15 protein-coding genes and 1 tRNA gene are annotated in these 13,576 nt (G+C 58.3%); 8 read left to right on the top strand and 8 right to left on the bottom strand.

Translation table 11 applies throughout. The annotated features are described in order from the left end of the window. The first annotated feature begins 34 nt into the window (after positions 1-34). From KORLAC_RS16270 to KORLAC_RS16290, 5 genes are all read left to right on the top strand, one after another. A complete protein-coding gene (locus KORLAC_RS16270) occupies positions 35-937 on the top strand; it encodes a patatin-like phospholipase family protein (protein ID WP_068308498.1) in 903 nt (300 codons plus the stop codon). Between the two features lie 123 nt (positions 938-1,060). Further along, positions 1,061-2,299, top strand: a complete 1,239-nt coding sequence (locus KORLAC_RS16275) for a cytochrome P450 (RefSeq protein WP_068308500.1) — start codon at positions 1,061-1,063, stop codon at positions 2,297-2,299. A gap of 12 nt (positions 2,300-2,311) precedes the next feature. Then, the gene (locus KORLAC_RS16280) at positions 2,312-2,968 is read left to right on the top strand and encodes a hypothetical protein (protein WP_068308502.1); all 657 of its coding nucleotides are present in this window, start codon (positions 2,312-2,314) and stop codon (positions 2,966-2,968) included. Further along, a complete protein-coding gene (locus KORLAC_RS16285; protein WP_068308504.1) occupies positions 2,965-3,540 on the top strand; it encodes a hypothetical protein in 576 nt (191 codons plus the stop codon). Before KORLAC_RS16280 ends, KORLAC_RS16285 begins: the two co-directional genes overlap by 4 nt. After that, positions 3,540-4,955 (top strand): Dyp-type peroxidase, encoded by a 1,416-nt coding sequence (locus tag KORLAC_RS16290; protein WP_068308506.1) that lies wholly within the window; start codon positions 3,540-3,542, stop codon positions 4,953-4,955. The genes KORLAC_RS16285 and KORLAC_RS16290 overlap by 1 nt, the downstream gene beginning before the upstream one ends. A 53-nt stretch (positions 4,956-5,008) precedes the next feature. Here KORLAC_RS16290 and KORLAC_RS16295 read toward each other — a convergent pair. Then, positions 5,009-5,085: transfer RNA gene (locus KORLAC_RS16295), tRNA-Arg, on the bottom strand. A 167-nt stretch (positions 5,086-5,252) separates the two neighbouring features. On the opposite strand from KORLAC_RS16295, the gene KORLAC_RS16300 reads away from it, so the two are divergent. Next, positions 5,253-6,785, top strand: coding sequence for a sensor histidine kinase (locus tag KORLAC_RS16300; RefSeq protein ID WP_068308508.1), 1,533 nt, complete (start codon positions 5,253-5,255; stop codon positions 6,783-6,785). A gap of 6 nt (positions 6,786-6,791) precedes the next feature. Here KORLAC_RS16300 and KORLAC_RS16305 read toward each other — a convergent pair whose 3' ends face one another. Continuing rightward, positions 6,792-7,550: a sulfotransferase-like domain-containing protein gene (locus KORLAC_RS16305; RefSeq protein WP_241493442.1), complete on the bottom strand. Its 759-nt coding sequence runs from the start codon at positions 7,548-7,550 to the stop codon at positions 6,792-6,794. After that, positions 7,550-8,482, bottom strand: coding sequence for an aminotransferase class IV (locus KORLAC_RS16310; protein ID WP_068308510.1), 933 nt, complete (start codon positions 8,480-8,482; stop codon positions 7,550-7,552). Before KORLAC_RS16310 ends, KORLAC_RS16305 begins: the two co-directional genes overlap by 1 nt. Before the next feature lie 90 nt (positions 8,483-8,572). On the opposite strand from KORLAC_RS16310, the gene KORLAC_RS16315 reads away from it, so the two are divergent. After that, a complete protein-coding gene (locus KORLAC_RS16315; RefSeq protein WP_068308512.1) occupies positions 8,573-9,376 on the top strand; it encodes a thermonuclease family protein in 804 nt (267 codons plus the stop codon). Positions 9,377-9,441: 65 nt separating this feature from the next. Here the strand turns inward: KORLAC_RS16315 and KORLAC_RS16320 are convergent, their stop codons facing one another. The 3 genes from KORLAC_RS16320 to fdxA form a co-directional block, all read right to left on the bottom strand. After that, complete coding sequence (locus tag KORLAC_RS16320; protein WP_068308514.1) at positions 9,442-10,320, bottom strand: RNA polymerase factor sigma-32; 879 nt, start codon at positions 10,318-10,320, stop codon at positions 9,442-9,444. A 193-nt stretch (positions 10,321-10,513) separates the two neighbouring features. Continuing rightward, on the bottom strand, positions 10,514-11,014 hold the full coding sequence (locus KORLAC_RS16325; protein WP_068308516.1) for a CarD family transcriptional regulator: 501 nt from the start codon (positions 11,012-11,014) through the stop codon (positions 10,514-10,516). A gap of 423 nt (positions 11,015-11,437) precedes the next feature. Continuing rightward, on the bottom strand, positions 11,438-11,773 hold the full coding sequence (fdxA, locus tag KORLAC_RS16330) for a ferredoxin FdxA (protein ID WP_068308518.1): 336 nt from the start codon (positions 11,771-11,773) through the stop codon (positions 11,438-11,440). 242 nt (positions 11,774-12,015) lie between these two features. On the opposite strand from fdxA, the gene KORLAC_RS16335 reads away from it, so the two are divergent. Next, positions 12,016-12,483: a hypothetical protein gene (locus KORLAC_RS16335; protein WP_139167395.1), complete on the top strand. Its 468-nt coding sequence runs from the start codon at positions 12,016-12,018 to the stop codon at positions 12,481-12,483. Positions 12,484-12,568: 85 nt separating this feature from the next. On the opposite strand, the gene KORLAC_RS16340 is transcribed toward KORLAC_RS16335, so the two are convergent. Together KORLAC_RS16340 and KORLAC_RS16345 are read right to left on the bottom strand one after the other, a co-directional pair. Next, positions 12,569-13,006, bottom strand: a complete 438-nt coding sequence (locus KORLAC_RS16340; RefSeq protein ID WP_068308523.1) for a universal stress protein — start codon at positions 13,004-13,006, stop codon at positions 12,569-12,571. Between the two features lie 130 nt (positions 13,007-13,136). Beyond that, on the bottom strand, positions 13,137-13,529 hold the full coding sequence (locus KORLAC_RS16345; RefSeq protein WP_068308525.1) for an RNA-binding S4 domain-containing protein: 393 nt from the start codon (positions 13,527-13,529) through the stop codon (positions 13,137-13,139). Between the last annotated feature and the right edge of the window lie 47 nt (positions 13,530-13,576).

Here is a 13,576-nt window from a genome sequence, read left to right on the forward strand (position 1 = left end):
TGGCAGCGACCGGCAGACACCTCGGGGGGCGAGCATGACATCTGGTAAAACCGACATCGAAAACCTTGTGTTTGAAGGCGGCGGCGTGCGCGGCATTGCCTATGCAGGCGCGCTGAAGCTGCTGGAAGAGCGCGGCATGATGGAGGGCGTTCGCCGTGTGGCGGGGTCGTCCGCAGGTGCTTTCGTCGCCCTGCTCCTGAGCCTGGGCTATTCATCCGATGGCCTGAAGGACGCCCTGAAGGCGATGCAGTTCAAAACGCTGGAGGACAAGCCCAACCCGATCCGGGTGGCAACCCACTATGGCCTCTATAAGGGCGAAGTGCTCTATGACTGGATCGCCCGCCAGGTAACCGATCTCGGACTGCCTGAAAGCCTGACATTTGCCGATCTTGCAACCGAGGGAAAGCGAGAGCTCAAGGTGTTCGCCACCGACCTGACCATCCGCAACACCCGCGAGTTTTCTGCCGAACAGACACCCGATGCATCCGTGGTGGGCGCCGTGCGTGCCTCCATGTCGATCCCGTTGATGTATGCGGCCTGGCAGTTCCCGGACGGCAAGCCCAACAATCATCTCTATGTGGATGGCGGCACGGTCTATAACTATCCGATCAGTGCGTTTGACGGCGAACGGGATATCACAGACAGCACGCTGGGCTTCTGTTTCACACGCGGGGCCGACAGTGCGCCCGCGCATCTTGAACTCGATAATCTGTTCGAGTTTACCAAAAGCCTGTTCGCGACACTTCTGAGCGCCCAGGCCATCGATTTCGACCGCGACCCGGAGCAGGTCCGCCGCAGTGTCCTGATTGACGACCTGGGCTTCAAGGCAACAGACCTCGACCTTTCGGCCACCAATTTCGACCGGCTTTATACCTCTGGCTATCAGGCTACACAGCGCTATTTCGACGACGATCCCGGCATGAGGACAACCCTCTGAAGCCACCCCCTTTTCAGGAAGCTGGACAGGCGCGCATGGGTTGGATAGGCTCACCCTGTGATGGTATGTCACACCTGCCGTGGGGGCGGCATATGGATAGGCGCACATATTGGGGGTTACCGCATGAAGCCAGCTGCGGGGACAGAGAAGCTGTCCAGTCTTCAGGATAAACGGCCTGGGCCTATCGCCCAGTTCCTGACCACATTACTCGTCCGCCGGATCATTCCGGGCACATTCGCCATACTCAGGCGTTTCGCCCCAGCATTCCGGTTCCCTTTCACCAACACTGTTATCGTCACCAGTTTCGACCTGGTGCAGGAAGTGTTCAGCCGCCAGAAGGATTTCCCGGTGCCCTACCAGCGCCAGGTGGACTATCTGGACTGGAAACCCACCTTCCTGTTGGCGATGAAAGACACGCCCGCCTACTGGGAAACGCTCGAGAATGTCAAAGAGCTCTGGCGCACCGAGGACCTGAAGTTCGTCGGCCAGATCGCGAATGAAGTCAGCCAGCAGGCGCTCGACAAGGCAGGCGGCAAGATTGACGCGATTCAGGGCCTGATGGTGCCCGTCACCGAAGCAGTGATCGACCGCTACTATGGCGTGCCGATCCCATCGGAAAAACGCCAGGACTTCTTCAACGGCTGCATGCATGTGGCCGGCTTCCTGTTTGGTGCCCAGTCCACCGCGCCCAAGGTTGTCGCGGGCGCCCAGGCCGCCGTCAAGGTCGTGTGGGAGGTAATCGACGATGCCATCGCCGCCGCGCGCAAGAACCCGCTGCCGGACACCACCATCATCGGCCGCTGCCACGCCCAGAATATTGTCGATGACCAGGCGCTGAGGTCCTACCTGATGGGCATGATCATGGGCTATCTGCCCACCAACACGTTGGCAAACGGCCATGCGCTGGATGTGATCATGAACAACCGCACAGGCTATCAGACGGCGTGTGATGCGGCGGCGGCAGACGATAGCGGCATGATCCTGAAGTGTGTCCATGAAGCGCTTCGGATCAGCTATATCCTGCCCGGCCTGTGGCGCACCGCACCCGAGGACCAGGAGATCGGGATCGGCTCAAAGAAGACCTACAAGATCAAGAAGGACCAGTTGGTCTATATCTCCGGCATGTCGGCCATGAAGGACAAGCGCCGGATTGCCGACCCGAACAGGTTCGACCCGAACAGGTCAAAGGACGTCTATATGGTCTACGGCTATCACTTCCATTACTGCGTCGGCGACAAGATTGCCGACACCATGATGGAAGAGATTTTCACGGCCATCTTCAAACGCAAGCCAAAGGCGGGCGGCAAGATGGTCTATAACGGGAACTTCCCCTGGAACTTCTTCCTGTCCTACGAAAAATAAAGGGGGCCCGCCATGCCGCTTGTACCCATTCATTTCAAGGGGAAGTCCAACCCCATGACGGTGATCACACCGGTTAAAAGGGGCTGGGGCCGGTTCCTGACCAAGGTGATCCTGTTCATCTTCCACCACCTGCCGCTTGGCGTGGTCAAGGAACTGGCATTCATCCATTTTGCCCGCTGGATACTCATTGAGGGCAACAAGCTACCGCGCCTGAGCCCGGATCAGCCGGTCGAGGACAAATGGCCCTATGACCTGTATCTGTTCACCACCAATTTCAACGGGCCGTGGGACCAGTATATTGATGCGTTCGGCCGCATCCACGCGGTATCAAAAGGCCTCAACATGCTGTGGTACACCAGCCGGGGCTTTGAAGGCTCGTGGCCGATGCGGCATTTCAAGCGCTATATCCACTATTTCGAGAATGAACAGCATCTCTATTATAACGCCTACCCCGGCGCGACGGTGCGCGATATCGATGCATCCACAAGGCTGAACACAGAGCTTGAGGCGTTCCTCGCGGACACGGAAAACGAGATGGACGACGCCGAGTTTGGCCGCCGCTACCGCGCTTTCGTGAACCAGGTTTCGCCCTGGCTTGGCAAATCGGGGCTGGAGCCAGAGCATGAAGCGCTCCTCCACCGCGCCCGTCCGCTGGAGTTGAGCCAATGACCGAGCACAGTTTCCTTACCGCCTTCTCGCCCATTGAACACCGCCGCAACGACCCCGATGGCCGCGAAGCTACCATCCGCAAGACGCTTCTGAGCCACGAGCAGGACGACAGCCCGTTCGCCGATTGCCCGATGGTTCATATGGCGCGCGTGCAGATACTGGACCAGCTGGTGCCGCCCATGGGGGATGTCTCGGGCTCTGGGCTCAAGACCAAATATCTGATTTTCGCCGCCGATATCGACGGCCGCGTCGATGATTTTCTCGATGCCCTCTACCGGCGTGATGCAGACTTTGTTCATAATGTGTGGGGCCAGTGCATCGGCTATCCCGACTTCCGGGGGGCTGTCTTCTTTCGCCGCTATATCGACGCCTGCAGCTTCCATAATCCGCTTGGCTATGCCGGCTTCCCCTTGAGCGTCGGGGAAACGCTCCTGCAGCTTAGGCGCAAGAATGCGCTGGCCGACTTTGTCTCCGACCATCAGGGACTGTCGGACAAGGAACTGCAAGCGGCGTGGCGGAAAAACCGCGAAAGCCTCAAAAATCCCGATCTGCCAAAGCCAGGAACATTTTGATGAGCAGCACCACGATCAACACCAAGGACGTTCAGGGCATCTTCAAGGGCTTTGGCCTCGCGTGGCCCAAGGGGCGCTTCTTCTTCCTGCGCTATGATGACGACAAGGCGGGCCGGGCGCTCATCAGGCACCTGATGCCGCTCACCAGCTTTCATGACCTCAAATCGGTCAAACCCAACGTGTGCGTAAACGCCGCCTTTACCTGCGCAGGGCTTGAAGGCCTGAAGCTGGACAACGACCTTCTTTACAGCCTGCCGGAAGACTTCCGCGACGGCATGCGCAGGCGCGCGAAAATCAATGGCGACGCTGGCGCAAGCGCGCCCGAGCATTGGGAAGACATCTGGTCAGACCATCAGGTGCATCTGTGGGTGGGCGTCTATTCCCGCACCGACACGCTTCTAAAAGACTGGGACAAGGCCTTCACTACCTGGGTTGCCAAGACAAAGGGTGTTGCCATTGTCGGCAGCCAGGATGTCAGTCGCATTGTCTCCAGCCCCGATGTGCCGGTGTATATCGAGGACAAAACGAGCCAGCCCGAAAAGCCCGTGCTGCTGGAGCATTTCGGCTTCCGCGACGGCATCGGCAACCCGCCGATCAAGGGCCTTAATGACAAGCACATCACCGGCGGCGGGCGCATCACACCGGAGGGCGAATGGGCCGATTTCCCGGCGGGCGAGTTCATTCTGGGGCATGTGGACACCAACGGTGAAATGCCGATCGCGCCAAAGCCCGATGCCTTCGCCAGGAACGGGTCCTTCATGGTGCTGAGGAAGCTGGCGCAGGATGTGGACCTGTGGCGGGATTACCTGAAGGGCCAGGCGTCGAAGCTCAACGCCGACGCAGACGATATCGCCAGCCGCATGGTCGGCAGGCGCCGGGACGGCACACCCCTGATGCCAGCGCATGACGATTTCGATTTCCGCTATTCATCGGACCCTGAAGGCCGGGTGTGCCCGATGGGATCGCACATGCGGCGCACAAACCCGCGTGACAGCTCTGGCGCCAGCTTCGGGTCCCTTCTGGTGGACCGGCACCGCATCCTGAGGCGCGCCATCACCTATGGTGAGCTGGTGCCCACAGGCAAAACGCAGGAAGAGGTGAACGGCGAGGACGGCCAGGGCCTGATGTTCATCGTGCTGAACGCCAGCATCTCGCGCCAGTTCGAGTTCGTGCAGCAACAGTGGGTGAATTACGGCAACGAGTTCAACCAGGGCAATGACCGCGACCCGATCATCGGCACCCAGTGCGGCGAGGACCAGATGGTAATCCCGGGCGACAATGCCGCCGGGCGCGACACCATGGTATGCGATAACCTGCAGCAGTTTGTGGTGTGCAAGGGCGGCGACTATTTCTTCCTGCCCAGCATCAGCGCGTTCGAGGCCCTTGCATCCGACAGCCAAGGCTGGCGGCGGTAAAATGCGCCCCCGGCCTGACCCGGCCAAGCGCGCGCAACATACATTGTGGAAGGTGGTGACCCCGACAGGATTCGAACCTGTGGCCCCCAGATTAGGAATCTGGTGCTCTATCCTGCTGAGCTACGGGGCCATGCCTTGGCATGTCTATGCGGTTTAGCGGCAATCCCGTACCGGGTCAACCATGTCGAACCGGGCTGCAGGCAGGCCAATCAAAAAATGCAGAAAACAGCGGGTTTCTTACAGAATATTAACCAATTCGGCGTCTGATACCCTAGGAGCTCTGTTTAAGGAATCAGCGTGAATTTTCACCGACTTGTCGCACCGGTCTTCATTGCGGTTGCCGCCAGTATTGCGGCATTCGTCGGTGTTGTGATTGTTGCGGCGACGCTTCAGGATGAAGCCGCGCTCGAAGCCGAGGCCAAGGTGATCGAACAGGATATGGCGTCCATCCACAAGTCTCTGGCCGTGCTGGCAGAGGACAATGCCTGGTGGGACGAGTCCGTCGACAATATCACGATCGAAGAAGATATCGACTGGATCGACACCACCATCGGTGAATCTGTCAATGGCATCCAGGACATTCACGGTGTACTGGTGCTGCGGCCTGACGCCAGCCTGATTTATGCCAACTTTGTTCAGGACCTGCCAGCGCCGCACGTGCTGCTTGATGCGGGTTTTCAGAAGCTTATACGCACCTTCCCCAAACCGAAGCCAAGAGAACCGATAAGCCGGTCAGGCTTTATCCTGGCAGAGGGCCAGTTGTTGGCCTTTGGGGCGAGCCTGGTACAAAACTCCGGCATCAACCAGCTTGATGATGTGGTGGCGGAAAACGGCCATTCCGCGATTATCTTTGTAGCCCAACTGACGGCTGAACACCTTGAGGAGATGGGCACCGCAAACGCCATCCACACCCTGTCCCTTACCAATGATCCGGGCGGCAGCAACGCATCGCTGCCGGTTCTGGACTTTGACGGCAACCCCATTCGTTACCTGGTCTGGAAAACGGCAGCGCCCGGGTCGGAGATGGTCAGCAAAATGATCTTCCCGGCTATCGTCTTGCTGATCATTGTGGTGCTGGCCTTGGGCCGCTTCATGCGGCGCGCAAACCAGCTGTTCCGCGAGCTTGAAGGGGCCAACAAGGCAAAATCAGCGTTTCTTGCATCCACCAGCCATGAAATCCGGACACCGCTGAATGCCATTCTGGGCTTTACCGAGCTGATCTCGCTGGAGCTTTACGGCAAGGTTGAGGGCGAAAAGAACAAGGAATATCTGACCCTGATTCGCCAAAGTGGCGAACATCTGCTGTCCATCATCAATGACATTCTGGATATTTCAAAGCTGGAGGCCGAACGGTTTGAGATTTATGCCGAGAAGGTCGACCCCATCCTGGTGGTAGACGCCAGCAGCAAAATCATCCAGGCGCAGGCAGATGAAAAATCCATCGAGATTACCAAAGAGTGCGAGAGTGCAGAGCTGTTTAGCGATGAGCGCATCATGCGCCAGGTGCTGATCAACCTGCTGTCAAACGCGGTGAAATTCACCCGGCCCAATGGGCAGATCATGATTTCCGGCCATACGGTGGAGGACCGCTATCAACTGGTGGTGCGCGACACAGGCATCGGCATGTCAAAGGATGAAATCCAGAAAGCTGTTTCGCTGTTTGGCCAGGTGCAGGGCGAATATGCCCGCAGCCACACAGGCACAGGCCTGGGCCTGCCGCTTGTCAGCCGCTTCATGGAACTGCTGGGCGGCGATTTCGCCATCAGCTCTGTCCCTGGCGAAGGCACAACCGTTACGCTCGGTTTCCCGCTCTATATCAAGAAAAGCTGAAGCTGGTCAGACCCGGTAGCGGCTTATTTCCTCATAGATCGGCATGGCAGCGTCTGCAATGCGCTTAAGGTCGTCATCCAAGCTGTTAAATTCTGCCGTTCGGGCCGCATCATTGGGGGGCGCGAACCCGGTCGATTGCTCCACACCGGCATACCACCAGGGCGCCCACACACCGTCACTGTCCCGCGAGCCTTTGGGCCACGACAGCATGGCCGCGTCGAACGGAATATCGAGCGCCGCACAGAGCCGCGTCAGCGTCTCCTTCGGCGCGGCCTGCACTTCGGCGGTGTCGATCACCGGCGGGGCCTTGCCCTCACGGTCAGCGATCATGCGGAACATATCCAGCTGGCGTTCCACGCCCAGATCCTCAAGCGTCACGTCGGGGCGTGACTTGACATAGCTTGCCAGGATGTGACGCGGATCACGCACCAGAAAGGCGTTCCGGAAACCGTCGGTCCAATCGAGGCCAAAGCTGGGCAGCATGTGGTGGCACATATGCTTCTGGTAAAAAATGCGCTTGCCGGTCGGCAAAGGCGCCAAGAGGTCGTCCACCACCGCCTGCCAGCTTATGGGCTGCTCCTTCAGGATCAGGTCCCGGCCCGGATGGTCGAGCCCGCTTTCCTTCAGAAAGGCGGCATAGAAGGGCTCATCCACAACCATGGTGTCCGCCCGGTTCTCGAACGAGCGCATCATGGCGGTCGAGATATTCCTTGGGCCCGACCACATGGCGATCCGGATGCTGTCGCCGGTCATCAGGTCCGTCATCAGCTGCGCCCCTTCGCGACCTCGGCCTCGATCCGCGCCCTATAGAGGCCGCGCAGGCGTTCAACCATCGGGCCGGGCATTGGGGCACTGTCTTCGCCAAGCGTCCGCCCGTCCACATCGCCCACAGGCACAAGGCCCGCAAAGGTGCCGGTGACGAAAGCTTCGTCAGCGCCGTAAACATCCGTGAGGCTGAAATCTTTTTCATAGACCGGAATGCCCGCGTCGCGGGCGCATTCGATTACCATTGAGCGGGTGATTCCGCCCAGGCAGTATTTCCCGCTTGAGGTCCAGACCTCGCCGTCGCGCACAATGAAAAAGTGGGTGCTGTTGCAGGTGGCGACAAAACCGTGTGGGTCCAGCATCAGGGCTTCATCCGCTCCCGCCTTGGCGGCCTGGATGCAGGCGGTGATGCAGTTCAATTTCGAGTGGCTGTTGAGCTTGGGGTCCTGCACGTCCGGCGCGCCGCGGCGTACATGCACGGTGAACAGCTTCAGGCCCTTCTCAAGCGTGGTCTTGAGCGGTGATTTGAATTCCGGGATGATCACAATGGTCGGATCACCGATGGTCACGCGCGGGTCCTGATAGGGCGTGGCCTTGATGCCGCGGGTAACCATCAGGCGGATATGGCCGCCCTCAAGCATCTTGTTCCTGTCGATGGTCTCATAGAGCCGGGCCTTGAGCTGGTCGCGCGTTAGGGCGATATCCATATCGATGGCCTTGGCGCCTTCATACAGCCTCTTCATGTGCCGGTCGAGAAACGCGATAACGCCGCCATGTACCCGCAGGCCTTCCCACACGCCGTCGCCCAGGATATAGCCGCTGTCGAACACAGACACTTTGGCGTCTTCGCGCGCGAAATATTCGCCATTCACATTGATCAAAATGTCCCGGTTGCGCGGGTCGTCTTCATAGTCGTGGGTACCGTGAGCCATAGCGTCTCTCTGTGGTTCTCTGTGTTGTTTTATCGTTCTCGGCGTGTGCCAATCAGGCTATGATCACCTGATCCACGGGGAGGATGAAACATGATGCCACTGAGGGCAATCCTTATATTGGGCGCGATGCTGGCGGGGCAAGCCGCGGGTGCTGTAGAGCTGGACCTGACGGGCCTTGAAGACTGCGGTACGGTTACGGCCCAAGGCGCCATCGGCGGGGCGCGTTTCACCACAAATGGCGGACAGGTGGTCAAGCTGGCGCTGGTGAAGGCGCCGGAGCTTTGGAAAAAAGGTGATCCCTACAGAAGCTGGCCCCACGCTGAAGCCGCGCGCGACGCGCTGATCGCGCTAACGGACGGTCAGGAAATCAGTCTGTACTGCGAAGGGGGCAAGACCAACCGCGAAGGCGAACTGGTGGCCCATGCGCTGCTCGCGGACGGCCGCTGGCTGCAGCATGTCCTGGTGGAGGGCGGCAACGTATTCGTTTTCCCTCGCCCGACCAGACGGCGCGGGCTTGAGACCCTCTACCGCACGGAAGATGCAGCACGGGCGGAAGGCAAGGGCCTGTGGGCGTATGACAATATGAAAACCGTCGACGCGCTGGGCTCGGGCGTGCGCACCGGCTGGTTCCAGATTGTTGAAGGCTCTGTGGTGGCGGCCAACCAGGTGGGGACAACCCTTTACCTGAACTTCGGCGAGGACTGGCGCACAGACTTTACGGTGGAAATTCCCAGTACCGCCCTGCGGCATTTCGGGAAAGCCAAAATCGACCCGCTGACATTTGAAGGCCGGCGGGTGGAAGTGCGTGGCTGGATCGATTTCAAGGGTGGGCCAAGGCTGTTGCTGCAAGGCCCCGGGCAGCTGCGCCTCATGAAAGACAAAACCGCGCAATGAAAAAGCCGGGCTGTGCCGCCCGGCCTTGATGGTCTCTCTGATCGTCTCTTTGGGAGTGCCGTGTATCAGCCAGCCAGGCCCGCCAAGCGGGGGTCGCCCACTTCGGCGATCAGCGCCTGCTTCAGTTTGCCAAGCGCCTGCGCTTCAAGCTGGCGCACGCGTTCCTTGGAGATGCCCAACTGGCTGCCAAGTACCGCAAGGGTTACACCTTCTTCCCGAAGCTGGCGCTCGCGGATGATGAAGCTTTCGCGTTCGGTCAGGCTGCCCATGGCTTTTTCAATAAGCGCGGCTTTCTTGGCACCGTCCACATTTTCCATATATTCCTGATCGGGACGCGGGCTTTCGCTGACCAGAAGATCCTGCCATTCCTGGGCCGATTCGTCAGCCACAGGCGCGTTCAGCGACCGGTCAACGCCCGAGAGGCGTCCTTCCATGGCTTCCACGTCCTTCAGGCGCACACCCATTTCATCGGCGATCTGGTTGCGGGACCCCATGGAAAGCGGCCGGTCGGGGTCAACCCCCATGCGGGCTTTCAGGCGTTTCAGGTTGAAAAACAGGGCCTTGTGCGCGCTTGTCGTCCCGGTGCGGACGATCGACCAGTTCCTCAGGACATAATCCTGAACGGCGGCGCGAACCCACCAGCTTGCGTATGTGGAGAAACGAACATCCCGCTCCGGCTCGAACCGGTAGGCGGCTTCCATCAGGCCAACAGTGCCTTCCTGGATGAGGTCAGCGACGGGCAGCCCATAGTGGCGGTACTTGCTGGCAGCGGCAATGGCCAGGCGGAGGTGTGCCTCGGTCAGCGTCTTCAGCGCGTGCTCGTCGCGCTCCTGCTGCCAGGAAAGGGCCAGTTCGCCTTCCTCTTCCCGGTCCAGCATTGGAACCTTCATTGCGAAACGAATTAGCCTACGGTCATCGCCGGTGGCCCAGTTTCCACGACTCATTCATTCCCTCCCAAGAATTAATGTGATCGATTAATGAAGCGCATTATGGCCCTAAACGATTCAAAATGCAGCAACTTTTTTTTTAGATTTAATTTAGTCCTCCAATGTCACAGGATTGTGTACCTCAGTACGAAAAAGCCCGCCCCCAGGATCACCGGGGACGGGCTTTTTAAAACCGATTAAGCAGATGCGCTTAGGCAGCCAGCTCTTTCTCGAGCTTGACCATCGCTGCTGCTTCGTCGATGTCCTCAACGGCGGCCAGCTCACGGGCAAGACGACCAAGGGCCGACTCGTAGATCTGGCGTTCGCTGTAGGACTGCTCAGGCTGATCAGCGCCGCGGTGCAGGTCGCGGACGACCTCCGCGATGGAAACCAGGTCACCGGAATTGATCTTTGCTTCATATTCCTGGGCCCGACGGCTCCACATGGTGCGCTTGATGCGTGCTTTGCCCTTAAGTGTTGTGAAGGCTTCCTTCAGCGTGGCGTCCGAGGACAGACGGCGCATGCCGCTGGCTTCAGCTTTCAATGTTGGGACACGAAGCGTCATGCGTTCTTTCTCGAACCGGATGACATAGAGCTCCAGTGCGAGGCCCGCGATTTCCTGGGTCTCAAGCTCGGTGATCCGGCCTACGCCGTGCTTCGGGTAAACAATGTAATCGCCAACTGAGTAAGGATGTTTTGTGGATTTTGCCATAGTGGTCCTTTGTCCTTCTTTACATTAGCCGGCCTACCTGTGTAGGGTTGGACGTCCTCTCGGGCATGCACGGTTTCCCATAAGGGTCCGGCAGAGAATGTCCGGGCGGGCAATAAAATTGCGCCGACCCTGCACTGGGCCAAAAAAAACCGTTGCTGCCCCAGCTCCAGGAGCGCAAACAGGCTTTAAAAAGCGTTTCAATTATAGGCGGTTCCAGCCACCACACGGCGAAAGGCTTGGCGCCCTTTTTGCCGCGTCAATCCCTATTGTATACCACAAATTTCACTAATATGACAGTGGAAAGATGCCGCACTTTGGCTCTATTGCTGGATTTTAGACGTTTTTACACGAAAAAGAGGCCCGGCGGGATGGCCGAGCCTCTGATAAACCATTGCTGCAAAAGCAATAACGGAAACTGCTAAATCAGTCGCCTTTACCCGGCTTGTCGGAGAAATGCTCCATTTTGCCGTCTTTGCCTTTCCAGTCGTCGGCGTCAGCGGGCTGCTCGCCTTTGACCGTGATGTTCGGCCATTCTTCGCTGTATTTGGTATTCAGCTCGAGCCACTCTTCCATGCCGTCTTCGGTGTCTGGCAGGATGGCCTCAGCCGGGCACTCAGGTTCACAAACGCCGCAATCGATACATTCGTTGGGGTTGATAACCAGCATGTTTTCACCTTCATAGAAGCAGTCCACAGGGCATACTTCCACGCAGTCCATATATTTACATTTGATACATGCCTCAGTGACAACATAGGTCATGAGTGTCTCCTTAACTGTGCCTGTTCGCAGTCTGCCGGGCTGGAAGGCGGCGATGCGATATAATCATTAGTTCGCTTTATGCCCAAAACAATAGCGGCCCGCAACGCCTTTATGTGCAAGCGATTCTTAACTCACGCGATTGTTTGGCTTGCTTGGTAGCCAAATTATACATCCGGCATAGATGCTTTACTTTCCTATCTGCTACATGCCTACATTAAGCGAGGAAATCAAAGGGGGTATGTGTGCAATATTTTTGGGAAGGGATTAGCAGGGCTCCGGCATGGACGACGCTCATCTGGGCAGCAATCGCACTGCTCGTTCAGAACTCCTTTGGCCTCATTCTTTTGTCGGGATTGATGTGTCTTTGGCCAGCGGCACTGGCATATGACCTTGAGCAGAAATTCGATTTTATCTCTGCAAAAATCGAACGCTACTGTCTGACTTGCGCCTTCCTGAGTGCCATGACCCCGGCACTTGTTCCCAATGCATCCCCTGATGATGCAGCTTTCACCGCAACACCCGCAATCATTGCCTTTTGTGCCTATGTCTTTGCCGTCTGGAGGGTATCAGGCCTGATCGTAACGTTACAAAAGAAGTCCTTCCAGGAAACAGACGATCAAGAGCTGGTCTTTGGCGCCTTCTTCTTTCTTAGCCTTGGCGGCGCATTCTGGATTTCGAAACGGGTGTCCCGCCTAAATCCAGTGCTTTGAACCGTACCCTTTACCCGCCCATCAGCGTGTCGGTGGCGCGGCGCCGGGCCCCGGCTAAACGGGCCCCAACGCCTAACCTTGTCTTCTAAGGCACAAGAACGATGGGTTTATCCACCGTGTGCGCGAGCGAGTTTGCGACGCTGCCGACCACCAGGTCAGCCACACGGGAACGCCCGCGTCTGCCTGCAAACACATGCGTGACAGTGTTGGCCCTGACGCGTTCATTGATCGTATCGACCGGATCACCCCAGTGAACCTCGGAGCTCAATTCGACGCCCGAGTTTTCATGCCTCTCCAGGATCGGCTTGAAAATCCGGTTCCTGATTTCCGGTTCCTCATCTTTGTCAATCCGGCGGTGCGCCGCATTATCGACAGCCATCGGCTTGATGTTTGATGACCACGGCACAACGGTGATCAGACGCACAGCCGCGCCGGAGATTTTTGCCATCATAACCGCTTGGTCTACCGCACGGTTGCCCCATTCACTGCCATCAACGGCCACCAGATACGTATGCTCACTCACTGTATTTCTCCTGATATGAACTGGCAGCAGAATAGGCGAGTCGGGCGCGCAAAGATTTGAGCTAAGTCAAGCAGACAGCGCTTTCCGCGGATTAAAACCCCGATGAAAATGCGGGAAGGATGATTGGCGGCTAGCGGTCCATCAGCTTGTCGATGGCGCGGCGTTCAGCCTTGGTGGGGCGCCCTGCACCCGCTTGGCGAAGCGCCGGGGCGGACTTGCGCGCCTCTGCCTGCTCGCGCTTCTGCTCTTCAACGGGGGCCAGGTCTTCATAAAGCGCCTGCGCTTCCGCCGCCGGGCCGCGGCGCGCGCCACAGGCCAACACCTTCACCACGCGCACGTGCGGGCCTTGCGGGAAAGTCAGCACATCCCCGGGCGTGATGGTGGTTGAGGCTTTCTTGGAGTGCTCGCCGTTGACGCGCACCTTGTGCGCCTTGCAGACTTGGCTGGCTTTGCTGCGGGTCTTGAAGAAACGGGCGTACCAGAGCCAGAGGTCCAGCCGGATTTTATCGCCCGTTTCAGTCATTGGATGATACGTCCCTAGAGATCGTCACTCGCCGGCCTGACCGGCGA

This window comes from Kordiimonas lacus (genome assembly GCF_001550055.1).
In the GTDB taxonomy this organism is placed as follows: Bacteria; Pseudomonadota; Alphaproteobacteria; order Sphingomonadales; family Kordiimonadaceae; genus Kordiimonas; species Kordiimonas lacus.